Source organism: Lederbergia ruris, assembly GCF_018332955.1.
GTDB classification, from domain to species: Bacteria; Bacillota; Bacilli; order Bacillales; family Bacillaceae_C; genus Lederbergia; species Lederbergia ruris.
Window position 1 is genome coordinate 1 of record NZ_BORB01000057.1, and the last position, 16,996, is coordinate 16,996.

General features: G+C 38.4%; 12 protein-coding genes. 2 read left to right on the forward strand and 10 right to left on the reverse strand.

Features of this window, described 5'->3' with window-relative positions:
• Positions 1-346: 346 nt before the first annotated feature.
• From argF to KI363_RS20105, 10 genes are all read right to left on the reverse strand, one after another.
• On the reverse strand, positions 347-1,291 hold the full coding sequence (gene argF / locus KI363_RS20060; RefSeq protein ID WP_212967430.1) for an ornithine carbamoyltransferase: 945 nt from the start codon (positions 1,289-1,291) through the stop codon (positions 347-349).
• Positions 1,291-4,392, reverse strand: a complete 3,102-nt coding sequence (gene carB, locus KI363_RS20065; RefSeq protein ID WP_212967431.1) for a carbamoyl-phosphate synthase (glutamine-hydrolyzing) large subunit — start codon at positions 4,390-4,392, stop codon at positions 1,291-1,293. Before carB ends, argF begins: the two co-directional genes overlap by 1 nt.
• Positions 4,376-5,437, reverse strand: a complete 1,062-nt coding sequence (locus KI363_RS20070; protein ID WP_212967432.1) for a carbamoyl phosphate synthase small subunit — start codon at positions 5,435-5,437, stop codon at positions 4,376-4,378. Before KI363_RS20070 ends, carB begins: the two co-directional genes overlap by 17 nt.
• A 73-nt stretch (positions 5,438-5,510) precedes the next feature.
• Positions 5,511-6,656 (reverse strand): acetylornithine transaminase, encoded by a 1,146-nt coding sequence (gene argD, locus KI363_RS20075; protein WP_212967433.1) that lies wholly within the window; start codon positions 6,654-6,656, stop codon positions 5,511-5,513.
• Positions 6,656-7,438, reverse strand: a complete 783-nt coding sequence (gene argB, locus KI363_RS20080) for an acetylglutamate kinase (protein WP_158323633.1) — start codon at positions 7,436-7,438, stop codon at positions 6,656-6,658. The genes argD and argB overlap by 1 nt, the downstream gene beginning before the upstream one ends.
• Positions 7,439-7,454: 16 nt before the next feature.
• Positions 7,455-8,684: a bifunctional glutamate N-acetyltransferase/amino-acid acetyltransferase ArgJ gene (gene argJ / locus KI363_RS20085; RefSeq protein WP_281414148.1), complete on the reverse strand. Its 1,230-nt coding sequence runs from the start codon at positions 8,682-8,684 to the stop codon at positions 7,455-7,457.
• 24 nt (positions 8,685-8,708) lie between these two features.
• Positions 8,709-9,743: an N-acetyl-gamma-glutamyl-phosphate reductase gene (gene argC / locus KI363_RS20090; protein ID WP_212967434.1), complete on the reverse strand. Its 1,035-nt coding sequence runs from the start codon at positions 9,741-9,743 to the stop codon at positions 8,709-8,711.
• Between the two features lie 274 nt (positions 9,744-10,017).
• Positions 10,018-12,462: a DNA topoisomerase IV subunit A gene (gene parC / locus KI363_RS20095; RefSeq protein ID WP_212967435.1), complete on the reverse strand. Its 2,445-nt coding sequence runs from the start codon at positions 12,460-12,462 to the stop codon at positions 10,018-10,020.
• A complete protein-coding gene (gene parE, locus KI363_RS20100; protein WP_212967436.1) occupies positions 12,459-14,441 on the reverse strand; it encodes a DNA topoisomerase IV subunit B in 1,983 nt (660 codons plus the stop codon). The genes parC and parE overlap by 4 nt, the downstream gene beginning before the upstream one ends.
• A 210-nt stretch (positions 14,442-14,651) precedes the next feature.
• Entirely contained in the window at positions 14,652-15,071 is a 420-nt protein-coding gene (locus KI363_RS20105; protein WP_212967437.1) for a CoA-binding protein, read from the reverse strand.
• Positions 15,072-15,259: 188 nt separating this feature from the next.
• On the opposite strand from KI363_RS20105, the gene plsY reads away from it, so the two are divergent.
• Both plsY and KI363_RS20115 read left to right on the forward strand, forming a co-directional pair.
• Positions 15,260-15,859: a glycerol-3-phosphate 1-O-acyltransferase PlsY gene (gene plsY, locus KI363_RS20110; RefSeq protein WP_212967438.1), complete on the forward strand. Its 600-nt coding sequence runs from the start codon at positions 15,260-15,262 to the stop codon at positions 15,857-15,859.
• Between the two features lie 21 nt (positions 15,860-15,880).
• Entirely contained in the window at positions 15,881-16,894 is a 1,014-nt protein-coding gene (locus KI363_RS20115; RefSeq protein ID WP_246516966.1) for a CapA family protein, read from the forward strand.
• Positions 16,895-16,996: the final 102 nt, after the last annotated feature.

Sequence of the window (16,996 nt, forward strand, 5' to 3'; positions counted from 1 at the left end):
TCGCCCTTGTTAGCCTGAATTCAAACCATTGGCGTGTTTGTCAAGAGCGATTGCGGCAGCTTACCACCACATTTAGACCTTAGAGCTACTTTAGGCTTTTGTTTTCATAGAATTTTTGACACTACCTATTTTTATTGTTAGTTTATTGTATGGAAATAGCCTATAATGGGTGAATGGTTTAGGTTCTCTGGAAACAGTAAATTCTCCCTCCCCATCATAGAAAAAAGGGCATCCAATCAGTCATTTTTTTGACTATTGAATGCCCCTTTTTTCCTATCCAAAATGTTTATACATCAACTTTCTGGAATTTTAAAATTTAATGGATTTGTCTTTTGCTGATAGTTTACTAACCCATTAATGCAACCATTAAAGCCTTCTGAGCATGTAAACGATTCTCGGCTTCATCGAAGACGAACGACTGTGGACCATCAATCACTTCCGCAGTTACCTCTTGCTCTCTTTTAGCGGGCAAACAATGAAGGAAAATAGCTTCTTTATCTGCATAAGCCATTAGCTGGCTATTTACTTGATAAGGCTGAAAGGTTTCTAAACGAACTGCCTCTTCCTCTTCCCAGCCCATGCTCGTCCAAACATCTGTATACACGGCATCTACATCTTGAACAGCCTCTTTCGGATCATTTGTTATAAGAATACTAGATCCTGTCTCATTTGCAATCTTTAAGGTTAAGTCAATAATATCTTGTTTTGGCTCGTATCCATTTGGAGAGGCGATCGAACAATCAACCCCTAGCTTTGCACAGGCAATCATTAACGAATGTGCCATATTGTTACCATCACCAATATAAGCTAGTTTTTTGCCTTTTAACTCCCCTTTCACCTCAAACAATGTCATTAAGTCAGCTAATGCTTGACACGGGTGGAAATCATTTGTTAGGGCATTGATTACAGGAACGTCAGAGTGAGCAGCTAATTCCTCTACACCAGCATGCTCATAAGAGCGAATCATAATCCCATCAACATAACGGGATAAGACCTTAGCTGTGTCAGGGATCGTTTCTCCTCTTCCTAGTTGGATATCATTGCTACTTAAAAATAACGCGTGGCCCCCTAGTTGATTCATTCCCACTTCAAAGGAAACACGAGTTCTAGTTGATGATTTTTCAAAAATCATCCCCAAAGTTTTTCCTTTTAAGTAATGGTGAGGAATCCCTTGCTTTTGTAATTTCTTTAACTCAATCGCATTTTCAATTAGTTGTGTGATTTCCTCCGAAGTGAAGTCAGCTAATGTTAAGAAGTCCCTTCCCTTTAACTGATTGACGATCGTTTCCATTACATCACCTTCTCTTTTTTCTGTTTTATTTGATGCCATTCATGTAAAGATGTGGGAGGAACTGCTTCTTGCTTGATTACTTTTAGAAAAGCTAACAAAGTTTCCATTTCTGTGATGACTTTGTGTTGTGCTGCGGATGCAGCCATTCTTTTGTTCGCAGCCTGTTCTGTTTCCGAGAAACTAACAAGAATAGAACCTCTACTATTTTTTAACCATTCGTTAAAAGGAGCATCCGTTATTGCGACATCATATTGATTTAAAACCTCTTGAATCTTAGCAGAATCTGCTTCATCGACATCCACATAGATAGCTGAATCTTTCCGAATAGAACGACCATCCCAATTTATGGCCTTCGTTAGGGCTTCATCAAAAGTGTGCCCAAAGGCAATAACTTCGCCTGTCGATTTCATTTCCGGAGTTAAAATGGGATCGACACCATCAAGTTTTCCCGTAGAAAAAACGGGGCTTTTAATCGCATAATAATCTTGCTTAATCTGCCTATCCCTTATAACATCTTTCCCAAGCAGAATATCGATACATTCTTCGATCAAATTTACGCCAGTCATTTTACTAATAATTGGAACAGTACGGGAAGCTCTTGGATTTACCTCTAATACATACACTTCACCCTTATATAAGACAAATTGTACATTAAAAATACCTTTAAAGCCGAGTTCCCTCGCTATCTTTTCTGCAAAATGAAAAGCTTTTTGCTGATCTTCTTCAGAAATGGAGATTGGAGGTGTTACCGCCATACTGTCACCAGAGTGGACACCCGCTTTTTCTACATGTTCAAAAAATCCGGGAACATAAATTTCATGACCATTTGATATGACATCTATTTCCATCTCTTTCCCTTTATAGTAAGCATCCAATAACACAGGATAGACGATTTTATGCAGATGCTTCTGCAATTCTTTTTCCTGCTCTATAATGAGCATCCCTTGACCACCAATGACATAAGAAGGACGTAATAGAAGCGGGTAGCCTACCTCTTTTACCTTTGCCAATAATTCCTCTTCATTTGCTGCGGAAACACCTGGAATATGAGGGATTTGCAAACTTTGTAATAATGTATAAAAGCGATCACGATCTTCAAAAATATCAATCTGCTCTTGTGAAATAGAAAGCAGTGGAATATCATTTTCTTCTAAGGCTTTCGCTAAATTAATAGAAGTTTGCCCTCCTAATTGGATAATCACGCCATCAGGTTGCTCGTATTCAAGCACATTGAGTACATCTTCTGCGGAAAGAGGCTCAAAATATAAACGATCAGCTATTTGAAAATCAGTACTGACAGTACCTGGATTATTATTAATCAAAATGGCCTCATAACCAGCTTTTTTTAAGGCTAAGACGCCATGCACAGTGCAATAATCAAATTCAATTCCTTGCCCTATTCTTACAGGTCCTGAACCAATGATTGCCACTTTTGGTTTATCCTTCTTCTCGAATGTATCCCCTTTTCCTTTCCATGTTGAGTAAAAATAAGGGGCCGCAGCCGGATATACACCTGCACATGAATCAACCATATTATAAACAGGTTGTAATCCTAATTCTTTTTGCTTTAACCTGACCTGTTTTAAACTCGTTTGCCAAATATGGGCTAACCAGTCATCAGAAAAACCAAGTCCCTTCACTTTTTTGAAAAAGTCTTTTTCAATTTGTGATAAATTTGTCTCTTTTATTTTTTTCTCCATTTTGACTAAGAGATCAAGGTTTTCTAAGAAAAAAGTTTGAATAGATGTGGCATCATATATTTCTTTAACCGTAATCCCCCTTCTCATAAGTTCCAAAATTGAGAAAAAACGGATATCGTCAGGAAGCAAGACAGATTGCCACAACTCTTCATCTTGATAGTCTGAAAGACCTTTAAATTCGAGACCCAATGTCGGCATTTCTAATGAACGAATCGCTTTCTGCAAAGCACCTGGTAACTGACGATCAATCGCCATAATTTCTCCTGTTGCTTTCATTTGGGTCCCCAATTTACGGTCAGCATCCGTAAACTTATCAAATGGCCATCTAGGCATTTTCACTACTGTGTAATCTACAACTGGTTCCATACTAGCAAAAGTAACACCTGTCACTGGATTGATTAGTTCATGTAAATGATAGCCTAAAGAAAGCTTAGCCGCCATTTTTGCTATCGGGTAACCGGTAGCCTTGGATGCCAAGGCAGAAGAACGACTTAATCTTGGATTGACTTCAATAAGGTAATATTGGCTAGAATGCGGATCTTGTGCAAACTGGATATTACATCCGCCGATAATTTTTAATGCGCGAATAATTTTAACAGCCGATGTATATAATGCCGCATATTCATCACTACTTAATGTTTGCTGGGGAGCGATGACAATGGAATCGCCTGTGTGTACACCAACAGGGTCAAAATTTTCCATACTACAAATCGTAATACAAGTATCATTATGATCGCGGATCATTTCAAATTCTAATTCTTTAAAACCAGCAATACTTTTTTCGATTAAACATTGAGTAATCGGACTTGCTTCTAATCCCTTTTTAACGACGGAGATTAGCTCTGCCTCCGAAGAAACAATTCCACCTCCGCCACCTCCAAGTGTGTAGGCTGGTCGAATAATAACAGGATAGCCTATGCCAGTAGCGAAATTTACCGCTTCTTCGACGGTATGAATAATTTCACTTTCTGGAACAGGCTCCTTTAATTCATGCATTAAAGCACGGAATGCCTCTCGATCCTCCCCCTGGCGAATCGATTCAGGGGAAGTCCCTAGCACTTCTACGTTATTTTGTTCGAGAATGCCTTCCTCATATAATTTAACCGTTAAATTGAGTCCTGTTTGACCTCCTAAGGTGCCGAGGATAGCATCTGGTTTTTCTTTTTCAATAATTTTTTCAATACTTTCCACTGTCATTGGCTCAAAATAAACGATATCTGCTATTTGTTCATCTGTCATGATTGTAGCTGGATTGTTATTAACCAATACGACTTCGATGCCTTCTTCTTTCAAAGCTAAGCAAGCTTGTGTACCAGCATAATCAAATTCTGCAGCCTGACCAATCATAATTGGCCCCGAACCAATCACGAGCACTTTCTTGATGTCATTTCGCTTCGGCATACAACTTTTCCCCTTTACTTTGCTCCAATTGTTGAAAATAAGCATCTTTTATAAGTGATTCGAGTTTAAAATTAGTTCCATCAGGATGAAATTGGTAAGTTGCTATCGGAAAATCCTTGTGAATTAACCCTTCAATATCACCGTCTTGAACAGAAAGAAAAGATGGTTTAAATCCCGTCTCTTCAAGGTTTTGTAAAGAAATATGATAACCATGATTCTGATTTGTTAAATACACCTGCTGGGTGGAGGTGTGATAGGTTGCTTGCTTAAAACCTCTGTGTCCCCATTTCATTTTTTCAACATTCGCTCCAAAGGCAAGGGCGAGAATTTGATGTCCTAAACCAAAAGCAATCGTAGGATATGATTTTGCTACTTTAGCATAGTCTTCGAAATATTGTTGATAATCAGCGGGATGGCCGCTCCCTCCAGAAAAGATCACACCATCAGGTTTGAGTTCAGCAATGGTGGAAGCGGATGTCTCAGCAGAAAGAATCGTGAGTTTACAATGGAAACCTTTTAACCAAGCAAGTAATGACTTTTTAATTCCGAAATTAAGTACAACCAGATTTGTCTTTCCAGTTGGATTTAACACTTTCGTCTTTTCGTGACTTGTCGACTTCTGATCGTCGAATTTAGGCTCCAACTTATGATGGTCAGCTGTCATTTTCGCAGATATTTCTCCATCCTTTAATAACTGCTTGATGATTGTGCGAGTATCCATTCCACTCATAATCGGAATCCCTTTTTCTTTAAAAAACGCAAGCCAGTTCTTCTCTCTCTCGGATTGAACAAACAATTCTTGTTGAATGATTAAAGCCGTAAGTTGTAAGTCATCACTCTCAAACTTAGAAGGGTCAAAATGGGAATCAAGAATCCCTGGGTAAGTTGCGACCACAATTTTCCCCTTTGTCTCCGGATCTGTCATAAATTCTAAGAAATTTCCCATCCCTGTATAAAAAATCACTTGCCCTTTGCAATGGGTCACATCCCCGTGCCATTGGCCGGTATATTGTTTATTATTGGCTAATTGAATGATCCCTTTCATTCATACCGACTCCTTTTGTATCTTTATAGTTACATATGAATTTTTATACATTTTATTTCAAAAAAATAACCAACTATACAGTTTGAGATAAAGTTGAATTCATTACCTCAATCGCTTGATCGATTTCTTCTTTCGTGACAGTTAATGGTGGAAGCAGACGCAAAACATGGGGTCCAGCATTTAATACAATTAATCCATTCTTTCTCAGTTCAGCCATTAAAGGCACTACTTCCTCTGAAAATTCAATTCCAACCATCAGTCCTTTATGTCGAATACTTTTAAATGTAGGGCATTTTGAGAATATCTCTTCTAATTTCCCTACTAAATATTCGCCTTTCTCAGTAACTTCTATAAGGAGATTTTCTTGAAAAATAAGTTTAAGTGTCGCCTTAGCCGCAGACATCGCGAGTGGATTACCGCCAAAAGTAGAACCATGACTCCCTGGTGTAAAAGCTCCTTTTAATTTCTCTTTGCCAATCATAGCGCCAACTGGAATTCCATTTCCCAGGCCTTTGGCTAAAGTCATAATATCCGGAGAGATAGAATAATGTTGATAAGCAAAAGGTTTTCCTGTTCTTCCGATCCCTGTCTGCACCTCATCTATGATCAATAATGCACCATATTCTTTACATAATCTTTCTGTCGCTTGTAAAAATTCCTTTGTGGCTGGATGAACGCCACCTTCCCCCTGAATAACTTCAAGCATAACAGCCGCTGTTTCTTGATCGATCTCTTTTTCCAACGCCTCAATATTGTTGAAAGGGAGATGGACAAAGGTTTCTAACATGGCGCCAAAACCTTGCTTCACTTTATCTTGGCCAGTTGCAGCCATTGTAGCAAACGTGCGTCCGTGAAAGGATTGATAAAATGTAATAATCTTAGATTTCCCCGTATATTTCCGTGCTAATTTAATCGCGGCCTCATTTGCCTCTGCCCCACTATTGCAAAAGAAAACGGCATTTCCTTCGGAGTATTTTGTGAGCTGCTCTGCCACTTCTTCTTGCATAGAACTTTTAAATAAATTGGAAGTATGCCACAATGTCTTAGCCTGATCTGTTAACGCTGCTACAACTTCTGGGTGACAATGACCTAAATTGCAAACACCAATACCAGATGAAAAATCCAAGTATTTTTTTTCGTTTTTATCCATAACTAGTGTACCCTTACCTGATACTAGTTCTAAATCCCACCGTCCGTAATTTTCAAATAAATAGGTCATTAAAAGCTCACCACTTTCTGTTCTTTTAGAATCGTTGTACCAATAAATTGTCCTTCTCTATATAAAGGAGTTTTTCCACTGACAATCATAACTTGATCCATTCCACCTTCAAGGCATTTAAGAGCGGCCGATACTTTAGGAATCATTCCCCCTGTAATTACGCCCTCTTGAATCAGTGATTGCACCTCATGTTGGGAAACTGTCTCAATAACTTGTTTATCCTTTAAAATACCGGATACATCTGTTACGAATAAAATCTTTTCGGCATTTACTGCTACAGCAATCGCAGCTGCCGCTGAGTCTGCATTCACATTATAATATCCATTCGAATTTTCACTAATGGCAATGGGAGAAATAACTGGAACAAGATTCATTGATAATAATTTTAGTAGAATTTCATGATTGATGGTTGTAATCTCACCGACAAGACCAAGTTTCTCAAAGTCCTTTGCTTTCGCTTGAATGAGCCCGCTGTCAGATCCAGTCATCCCAATGGCAGAAATCCCATTTAAATGCAAAGCACGAACAAGCTTATTCGTAATACTTCCGGATAAAACCATTTCGACAACTTCCATTACTTCCTCTGTCGTCTTTCTTAACCCATTAATAAATTCTGACTCTATTTGTAAATCACTTAAGAGACGATTAATCGCGGGGCCGCCTCCATGGACAATGATCGGCTTAAATCCTTGGTCTTGCATTTCTTTTATATCCATGAAGAATTTTTCAGACAAGTCATCAATCATGCTGCCACCGCATTTGATGACAATAATCTTTTCCATTTTGCTTTCCCTCCAATTACGTGCGGTAACTAGCATTGATGCGGACATAATCATAGGTAAGATCACAGCCCCATGCTTTGCCAGAGCCATTTCCTATATTTAAATTGATGATAATTTCGACTTTTTCATTATTTAAATACTGACTTAATTGTTCTTCGTTGTAATGAGTGGGTTCACTATTTTTAAGTAGTGAATAGGGGCCAATTTCAATATCAATGGCATGTGGATCTAAGGTAATTCCGCTTCTTCCAATCGCCATCATTAGGCGCCCCCAATTTGGATCTGAACCATAAACCATGGTTTTAACTAAATCTGACCCTACTACTGTTTTGGCACATTTTCCAGCATCATCAGAGGAAATAGCCCCATTTACCGTTACCTCGATTAACTTCGTGGCCCCCTCTCCATCTTTTGCAATCATGATAGCAAGATCTTCACAAACTTGCTTTAATAATTGAGTGAAGGTCTCCCACTCCTCATGGGCCGGTGAAAGTGGATTATTTTCGGCTAAACCATTCGCCATAACGAGCACCATATCATTTGTAGATGTATCCCCATCCACCGTAATTCGATTAAAGGTTTCATTCGTAACATCTCCTAAAGCGGTTTGTAAATGTTGATGGGGGATATTGGCATCCGTTGTGATAAACCCTAACATCGTCGCCATATTAGGCGCAATCATTCCAGACCCTTTTGCTGATCCTCCCATTGTAATTTTCTGGCCATCAATATAGGCTTCATAACAAGTTGATTTCATACAAGTATCAGTTGTTAAAATAGATTCATTAAAGTCATAAGCGGCTTGTGTCGTTTTGGCAGGTGTAAGCTTTTGAATACCTGAGATAATTTTATCCATTGGCATTTTTTCGCCGATTACTCCTGTTGATGCGACTGCAACAAAATGATCTTGAATGGAAAATCGTTCTGAAACAGATTTCTTCATCGTTTCAGCATCTAAATACCCCTGCTTTCCCATGCATGCATTTGCATTTCCACTATTAATCACGACTGCTTGAATTTTTCCTTCTTTTGCTATACTTTCTTTCGTAGCTAGAAGAGGAGCAGCAATAATTTGATTTAATGTATAAACCGCAGCTGCCTCTGCCGGAACCTCACTATATAATACTCCTAAATCGTTCCTTTTACGCTTTACCTTCGTGTGAAGACCAGCGGCAGAATAACCCTGAGGTGATACAATACTTCCCTCTTTTACTTTTGAAATCAATTGTTTACTAGCTATTTCCATTATGAACACTCCTCTAAAACCGGTCTATGGATATACAGGACTAAACTGAAGTCCTAATGTTTCTTCCAATCCGAACATAATATTCGCATTTTGAACTGCTTGGCTTGCAGCTCCTTTCATTAAATTGTCGATCACTGAGACAATGGTTACTCTTGAGGTTCGTTCATCAAAATCTAGTCCGATATCACAGAAGTTAGAACCTGTTACCTCTTTTGTCGTTGGAAAACTCCCTAACTTTCTCAATCTAACAAAGGGTTCATCTGAATAGAATTGTTGATAAAGGTCCCAAATTTCTTCTTTCGTTATTTTGGTATCTATCCTTCCGTATATGGTTGCCATAATCCCTCTCGTCATCGGTATTAAGTGTGTTTGAAATGTAATAGGTGATTTATATCCCAAACTTTCCAACATCTGCTCAATTTCTGGAATATGTTGGTGTTGGTTCACTTTGTATACTTTCAAATTCTCATTCAATTCACTGTATATAGTTGCTAAACTTGCGGATTGCCCAGCACCGGAAACCCCTGATTTTGCATCTATAATGATAGAATTCTCTGCTAGTAAATTTTCTTTCACTAATGGTGCAAGCCCCAATATGGTAGCTGTTGGATAGCAACCTGGATTCGAAATGAATTTCGCACCCTTCACTTTCTCCCGATTCAGTTCTGGTAAAGAATAGACAGCTTCTTCAATCCAAAAGAGATCAGCCGCTTCTTTCTTGTACCATTGTTCATATTTCGCTTGATTTTTAATGCGAAAATCTCCAGATAAATCAATAACCGAACAACCATTTTCTACGAGCTCTGGTGCTAGCTTTGATGAAATCCCCGAAGGCGTAGCTAAAAAAATAAGGTCCGTTTCCTCTGCCATTTTTACTGGATTAATCTCTTCTAATTTTTGTGGGAACAGTCCAGTTAAATGTGGATAATGTTCTTCAATGTTTTTGCCTTTCTGTGAGGATGTGTATAAGGATGTAATCGAGAATTCTGGATGTGCCTGTAAAATTCTCAGTAATTCCGCTCCACCGTAACCCGTCGCACCCACAATTCCTGTTTTCATTCATTTCACTCCTAATAATTCGTGCATAACTGTATATTTCCAGTATAAGTTTCCGTGCTTATATTCATCTAACACGTGTTACCACTATGTTAATCTTTGAAATTTATTGGATATTTATTATTATACTGTGAATAAAAATAAATACAATAGTATATTTATAACTTTATTGAAAAAAATAACTTTTTTTACCTCTACTTATTCTGAGTTATTTTTAAAAGAAAAAAGACATCAAGTACATTATTTGAAATGTACTTGATGTCTTCATTGCTCTGGATCAGTCATTATTGTTGTTGGTTGCTTTTTTATAAAGAAGGGTAGTCTTACCATCTGTTTTCTCATCCATTATAAATGAACCATTGGAATACCGGTCATTAAATCTAAGAGTAGATGCTGGGATGATTTCTTCTTTTCCATTTTCAGTTCTTATAATAAGCTCATCTTGTTCGTCTATAACCTGCATGCCAATCAAACGATGTGGATTATTTTTTAATTCCCTTAGAGTAATAAGGCCTCGTTTAGCTCTTGCAGCCCGTTCAAACTCAGAAAGGCGCATTTTTTTAATGGCTCCCCGATGAGTAACAATACAAATTGCTTTTTCAGAAGGTTGAGTGTCTAAAGAGATATGATCTGCTCCAATGACGAAATCTCCCTGTTTTAAACTAATCGCTTTAACTCCTGCCGCCCTAGGTCCCACAATTCCTACTTCCGATTCCGGATACCAGAGGACATACCCAAAGTGGGTCGCAAAGATAAGGTCCTGCTGGCCATCCGTTAAAAAGATCTCAATTAACTCGTCCTGCTCTTTTAAATTAATGGCCACAAGCGGTTTTGAATAACGCATCGCTTTATAGGCTGCAAGTGAACTTTTCTTGACCATCCCGTTTTTCGTTATAAACACAAGATTGATTGCTTCCTCAAACTCTTTTACATGAATCACTTTTACAATTTCTTCATGACGTTCGATCGGGATCAGAGAAGCAATATGTTGTCCCATATCTTTCCATCTAATATCAGGTAATTCGTGAACAGGGAAAAATAAATAATTCCCTTTATTCGTAAAGATTAATAAAGTATCGGTCGTATTCACTTCTTGCTGTAATAGAAGACGATCTGTTTCTTTCATAGCAAGATCTTGACCGTTAGAAGCAGCAAAAGAGCGAAGACTTGTTCGTTTAATATAACCTTCTCTTGTAACGGTAGCGATCACATCTTCACTCGGGATCATCACTTCTAGATTTATTTTAATCTCAGAAATCTTTTCCTCAATCACTGTTCTCCGCTCATCTTGATACTTCTTTTTAATTTCTTTTAGTTCTTTTTTTATTACAGATAATAATTTTTGATCACTTGCAAGGATAGCAGATAGCTGACTAATGGTTTTTAGTAATTCTTCCGCTTCAGCTTGTAAAGCCGTGACATCCGTATTGGTTAGTCGATAAAGTTGCAATGAAACGATCGCTTCTGCTTGTTTTTCAGTAAAGGCGAACTTAGCGATTAAATTATCTTTCGCATTCCGTTTATCTTTAGAAGCTCTGATCGTCGCAATCACTTCATCTAACACGGAAAGTGCCTTCATCAGTCCTTCGACAATATGGTGTCTTTCTTTTGCTTTTTCAAGGTCGAACCGAGAGCGATTTGTAATCACTTCCTTTTGATGGGCAATATAGGCATCTAACAAATCACAGAGCCCCATTAATTTAGGACGACGCTGGTCAATTGCGACCATATTGAAGTTATAATTCACCTGTAAATCACTATTTTTGAATAAGTAATTTAAAACACTTTGGGAATCAGCTTCTTTTTTTAATTCTATTACAATTCTTAAACCAGTTCGATCCGTTTCATCTCGCACTTCGGCAATTCCTTCAAGTTTTCGATCAATCCGGAATTCATCCATTTTCTTGACAAGACTGGCTTTATTGACATCATAGGGGATTTCTGTAATCACGATTTGTTCTTTTCCTCCCCTAATCGTTTCAATCTCCGTCTTCGCTCTAACAATAATTCTCCCCCGGCCGGTTTCATAAGCCTTTTTTATGCCATCTACCCCTTGAATGATTCCGCCAGTTGGAAAATCAGGGCCTTTGATTGCCTTCATTAAATCTTCAACTTGAGAAGTTGGCTTATCCATTCGCATGATGACTGCATCAATCACTTCACCTAGATGGTGGGGGGGGATTTCTGTAGCATATCCCGCAGAAATTCCTGTAGAGCCATTGACAAGTAAGTTTGGAAAACGCGCTGGGAGGACAATCGGTTCAGAAGAGGTATCATCAAAATTAGGAACAAAATCGACTGTTCGTTTTTCAATATCTCTTAAAAGCTCGGAAGAAACTTTCGATAATCTTGCTTCCGTATAACGCATAGCCGCAGCTGGATCCCCGTCAATACTTCCGTTGTTTCCATGCATATCAACAAGCATATTGCGAACTTTCCATGATTGGCTCATTCTTACCATCGCATCATAAACAGAAGTATCACCGTGTGGATGGTAATTCCCAATGACATTCCCGACTGTTTTGGCCGATTTCCGAAATCCTTTTTCCGCTGTATTTCCTTCCATATGCATGGCATATAGAATACGTCGTTGCACCGGTTTTAGTCCATCTCTGGCATCAGGTAATGCACGGTCTTGAATAATATATTTACTATATCTGCCAAAACGGTCGCCAATGACTTCTTCTAATGCCAAATCTTGAAACTTTTCTTGAATACTCATGATAAACCAGGGCCCCCATCTAACATCAAATTATCATTTTCTAAAATACTTTGGTCTTCTTCCAATCCAAATTGAACATTATTTTCAATCCATTTTCGTCGTGGTTCCACTTTGTCGCCCATCAATGTTGTCACTCTTCTTTCGGCACGAGCAATATCATCAATCCGCACTCGAATGAGTGTCCTCGTATCTGGATTCATCGTTGTTTCCCACAATTGATCGGCATTCATTTCACCAAGACCTTTATAGCGTTGAAGCATATACCCTTTCCCGACCTTTTGAATTACACTATCCAATTCTTCATCTGTCCACGCATATTCAATTTTTTCCTTTTTCCCGCTCCCTTTGCTTACTTTATAAAGAGGTGGAAGGGCAATAAACACTTTCCCTGCTTCCATTAACGGTTTCATATAACGATAGAAAAATGTAAGTAACAATACTTGAATATGGGCTCCATCTGTATCTGCATCCGTCATAATGACCACTTTATCGTAATTGACGTCCTCTAAATTAAAATCAGGCCCAACACCCGCGCCAATCGTATGAATAATGGTATTGATCTCTTCATTTTTAAATATATCTTGTAGCTTGGCTTTTTCCGTGTTGATGACTTTTCCACGCAAAGGGAGAACAGCTTGAAACTTCCGATCCCGACCTTGCTTGGCTGAACCACCTGCGGAATCTCCCTCCACTAAATAAAGCTCGTTCTTTTGTGGATTCCGGGATTGAGCAGGAGTTAACTTCCCAGAAAGGATGGCTTCCGTCTTACGGCGTTTTTTCCCACTACGCGCTTCCTCCCGTGCTTTACGAGCCGCTTCTCTTGCCTGCGCTGCCTTTATCGCCTTTTTCGTTAATAATGAACTAACATCATGATTTTCTGCCAGAAAATAGGATAAATGCTCTGATATCACTGTATCTACCGCTGACCGTGCCTCCGCGGTTCCAAGTTTTCCTTTCGTTTGGCCTTCAAACTGTAGTTTTCCTTCCGGCACTTTAACCGAAACAATGGCGGCTAATCCTTCTCTTATATCTGATCCTTCAAGATTTTTATCTTTTTCCTTTAATAATCCTGTTCTTCTAGCATAATCATTGAATACTCGCGTCATAGCAGCCCTAGCCCCTGCTTCATGAGTACCCCCATCCTTCGTTCTTACATTATTGACAAACGATAGCATATTTTCGGAAAAGCCATCGTTAAATTGAAAGGAAAATTCTACTTCAATTTCATTCGCTTCACCTTCAAAATAAGCAACCGGGTGGAGACTGTCTTTTTCTTCATTCAAATATTGAACAAAAGCTTCGATGCCATTTTCATAGAAAAAGACATCTTTTTGATCAAAACGCTGATCAATAATCTCAATCTTCAATCCTTTTAATAAAAAGGCTGATTCCCGCAACCTTTCACATAAAGTATCGTAATTAAATTCTGTCACACTAAATATGCTCGGATCTGGTTTAAATTGAATTTTTGTTCCACTTTGTTTGGTTGGTCCTAACTTTTCTAGCGTCGTTTCCGGTTTACCGCCTTGATGAAACTTTTGCTCGTAAATAAAGCCATCTCGTTTAATGGTCACAACCAACCATTCTGATAAGGCATTTACCACGGAAGCCCCTACTCCATGAAGGCCCCCACTTGTTTTATAACCACCTTGTCCAAACTTTCCTCCAGCATGTAGTACTGTAAGGATGACTTCTGTTGTAGGTCTTCCTGTATGATGGATCCCCGTCGGCATGCCTCGTCCTCTATCCTCTACAGTCACACTTTGATCACGGTGAAGGGTGATCGTAATCTCATTTCCATAACCCGCTAACGCTTCATCAACGGAGTTGTCCACGATCTCATAGACAAGGTGATGCAATCCACGTGCATCTGTTGACCCAATATACATCCCTGGGCGTTTTCTAACAGCTTCTAATCCTTCTAATACTTGTATAGAATCATCATTATATGCAAACTCTTTATTTTTAAGATTGGTCACACAAAATTCCCCTTTCAAAAAACGACACAAAGAACAAAAACGCAAACGTGCCTAATTCCCATATCTCTTAATAAAACGTACGTTCCCTTGTTAATCATATCATAATATCGCACATATGTCTTATAATATAACTGAATCATCGATTTTGGCAAATCGCTGTTAGAATTCAATGTACTTCCCTTATGTAAAAAAATAAGCGCCACTCTGCGCTTATTTTGATCTCGTCATCACATGTTCCACTTTAATACAGCGGTTCATGATCACGGTATATCCTTTTTTTGTTAAAAAGTCATAAGCTTCTTGGTTCTCTATGCCAAGTTGGGCCCAAAATACATCTGCATCGATCTCGTCAAATTCTTTTGCAAGTTCTGGCAAATACTCCGGTCGTCTAAAAATATTTACGATGTCTATATGTCCATGGATCTCCCTTAAAGAAGGAACAGCTTTTATGCCAAAGACTTCATCTACTGTAGGGTTGACTGGAATAATCTCATAACCAGCATCCTTCATTGCTTTCGCAACTGAATAAGAAGTTCGACTTGGTTGATTACTTAATCCTACGACAGCGATTCTTTTTGCCTTATGAAGAATTTCAGCAATTTTCCTGCGACTTGGATTTTGAATGGACATACACAACCTCCTCAGCAACATTTCATATCTATCTAAATGTTAGTGTAATCCTGAAAAAGATTCAAGCGAAAGCGTCTAAAAGAAGCCTGCGATGGAAAAATGTTTTTTCATTTACAGTTCCTTCATGGTACAATAAGTGAACAATGATTGTCCTATTTGGACACATTTGACGCATTTTAAAAGGAGCAATGCTTATGCAATATGTATTCATACTTTTAGTGGCCTATTTAATTGGGTCCATTCCTTCCGGCTTAATTGTTGGTAAAGTATTTTATGGAATAGATATTCGTGAACATGGAAGCGGGAATTTAGGAGCCACCAATTCTTTTCGAACTTTAGGAAAAAAAGCTGGGTCCGTTGTGATTTTAGCAGACATCTTGAAAGGAACAGTGACCATTTTTTTACCTATGATGTTTGGCAGTGAACTCCACCCCTTAATCCCTGGAATCTTTGCCGTTATTGGTCATATGTTTCCGATTTTTGCTAGTTTCCGTGGTGGGAAGGCTGTTGCAACTTCTGGAGGAATCTTACTAGGCTATGATCCTATCCTCTTTATTTCCTTAGTTGTTGTATTTTTAATTGGCTTAAAGCTTTCTAAATACGTATCTTTATCATCGATAATTGTAGCCATTTTCGCCATTATATATTCACTCATCAATATGTTATTTACAAAGGATTATCTTTTGTTTTTTGTCGTTGCTCTTTTAGCGGCTTTTGTGATTATACGACATCGAACCAATATTAAGAGAATTCGAGATAAAACTGAACCTAAAGTGAATTGGTTATAGTAATGAGGAGGAGGGAGAGATTTGACAAAAAACAAACGATTGATAGGGACAGTCTCTCTTACTTTTTTATTGATTATTAGCCTTATAGGATTAGTTATTTTTCAAAAAACAACCACTCCTTTTAACCATAAAATAACGCGGAATATCCAAAGCAGTTTTCAGCATATTCCTAAACAATTCAAAACAGAAGCTGTAATAGCGGGGATTGGCGATATTTTAATTCATGATACAGTGTATAATGATGCTTTAACTAAGAATGATCATTATGATTTTGACCCTATGTTTAAACCGGTGTATTCACTGTTACAAAAGCCGGATTTCTTAATTGCCAATCAAGAATCTGTTCCGGGTGGTACGAAATTAGGGCTTTCTAGTTATCCCAGTTTCAATAGTCCTCATGAAATTGTTGATGCCAGTATGAACGCTGGTGTTGATATGGTGACAACGGCAAATAATCATATGTTAGATAAAGGAGAAAAAGGGGTTTTAAGTGCGATTGATTATTATGAAAAGAAAAATCTTCTCTACACAGGGACCTTTAAAAGTCCAGAAGACAAAAATACAATAAGAATTGTCAATGTAAATGGAATTAACCTCGCTATTTTAGCTTACTCCTATGGAACAAATGGTGTTCCTATTCCAGCAGGAAAAGATTATTTGGTCAGTATGTTAGATCCAAAGCAAGTTCTTCACGATATTGATAAAGCCAAGAAAGATTCAGATGTCGTGTTACTTGCCTTACACTGGGGAGAAGAATATGCTAGGACACCAAATCAAACGCAAAAAGAGTTAGCTCACCAATTTATGGAGGCTGGAGCTGATATTATTTTTGGGCATCATCCCCATGTCTTACAACCAATTGAATGGATTGATAAACCTGACGGGGAAAAAGGGCTGGTTGTCTACTCCCTAGGGAATTTCATATCTGGACAGAAAACCAAGAACGAATATAAGGATGTTGGTGGCATGATTGAAGTTTCGATCGAGAAAAGCACTGAAGACAACCGTAGTGTATTTTGCAAGCAAAAAGTTTAGAAGAATGCAGCGAGAAGTTTAGAACTTTGCCAGCCCTTATGTTCTTAGTAATTAGCTATTCGATAAAGCGTGTTTCACACGGTAACTGTCACCAGTAAAACT

What these genes read in the sequence shown, in the direction of transcription:
- plsY (WP_212967438.1), top strand. Translation starts at nt 15,260, where the DNA reads ATGCTTATGCAATATGTATTCATACTTTTAGTGGCCTATTTAATTGGG.
- KI363_RS20070 (WP_212967432.1), bottom strand. Translation starts at nt 5,437, where the DNA reads ATGAAAGGGATCATTCAATTAGCCAATAATAAACAATATACCGGCCAA.
- KI363_RS20105 (WP_212967437.1), bottom strand. Translation starts at nt 15,071, where the DNA reads ATGTCCATTCAAAATCCAAGTCGCAGGAAAATTGCTGAAATTCTTCAT.
- argF (WP_212967430.1), bottom strand. Translation starts at nt 1,291, where the DNA reads ATGGAAACGATCGTCAATCAGTTAAAGGGAAGGGACTTCTTAACATTA.
- carB (WP_212967431.1), bottom strand. Translation starts at nt 4,392, where the DNA reads ATGCCGAAGCGAAATGACATCAAGAAAGTGCTCGTGATTGGTTCGGGG.
- argJ (WP_281414148.1), bottom strand. Translation starts at nt 8,684, where the DNA reads ATGGAAATAGCTAGTAAACAATTGATTTCAAAAGTAAAAGAGGGAAGT.
- parC (WP_212967435.1), bottom strand. Translation starts at nt 12,462, where the DNA reads ATGAGTATTCAAGAAAAGTTTCAAGATTTGGCATTAGAAGAAGTCATT.
- argD (WP_212967433.1), bottom strand. Translation starts at nt 6,656, where the DNA reads ATGACCTATTTATTTGAAAATTACGGACGGTGGGATTTAGAACTAGTA.
- argC (WP_212967434.1), bottom strand. Translation starts at nt 9,743, where the DNA reads ATGAAAACAGGAATTGTGGGTGCGACGGGTTACGGTGGAGCGGAATTA.
- argB (WP_158323633.1), bottom strand. Translation starts at nt 7,438, where the DNA reads ATGGAAAAGATTATTGTCATCAAATGCGGTGGCAGCATGATTGATGAC.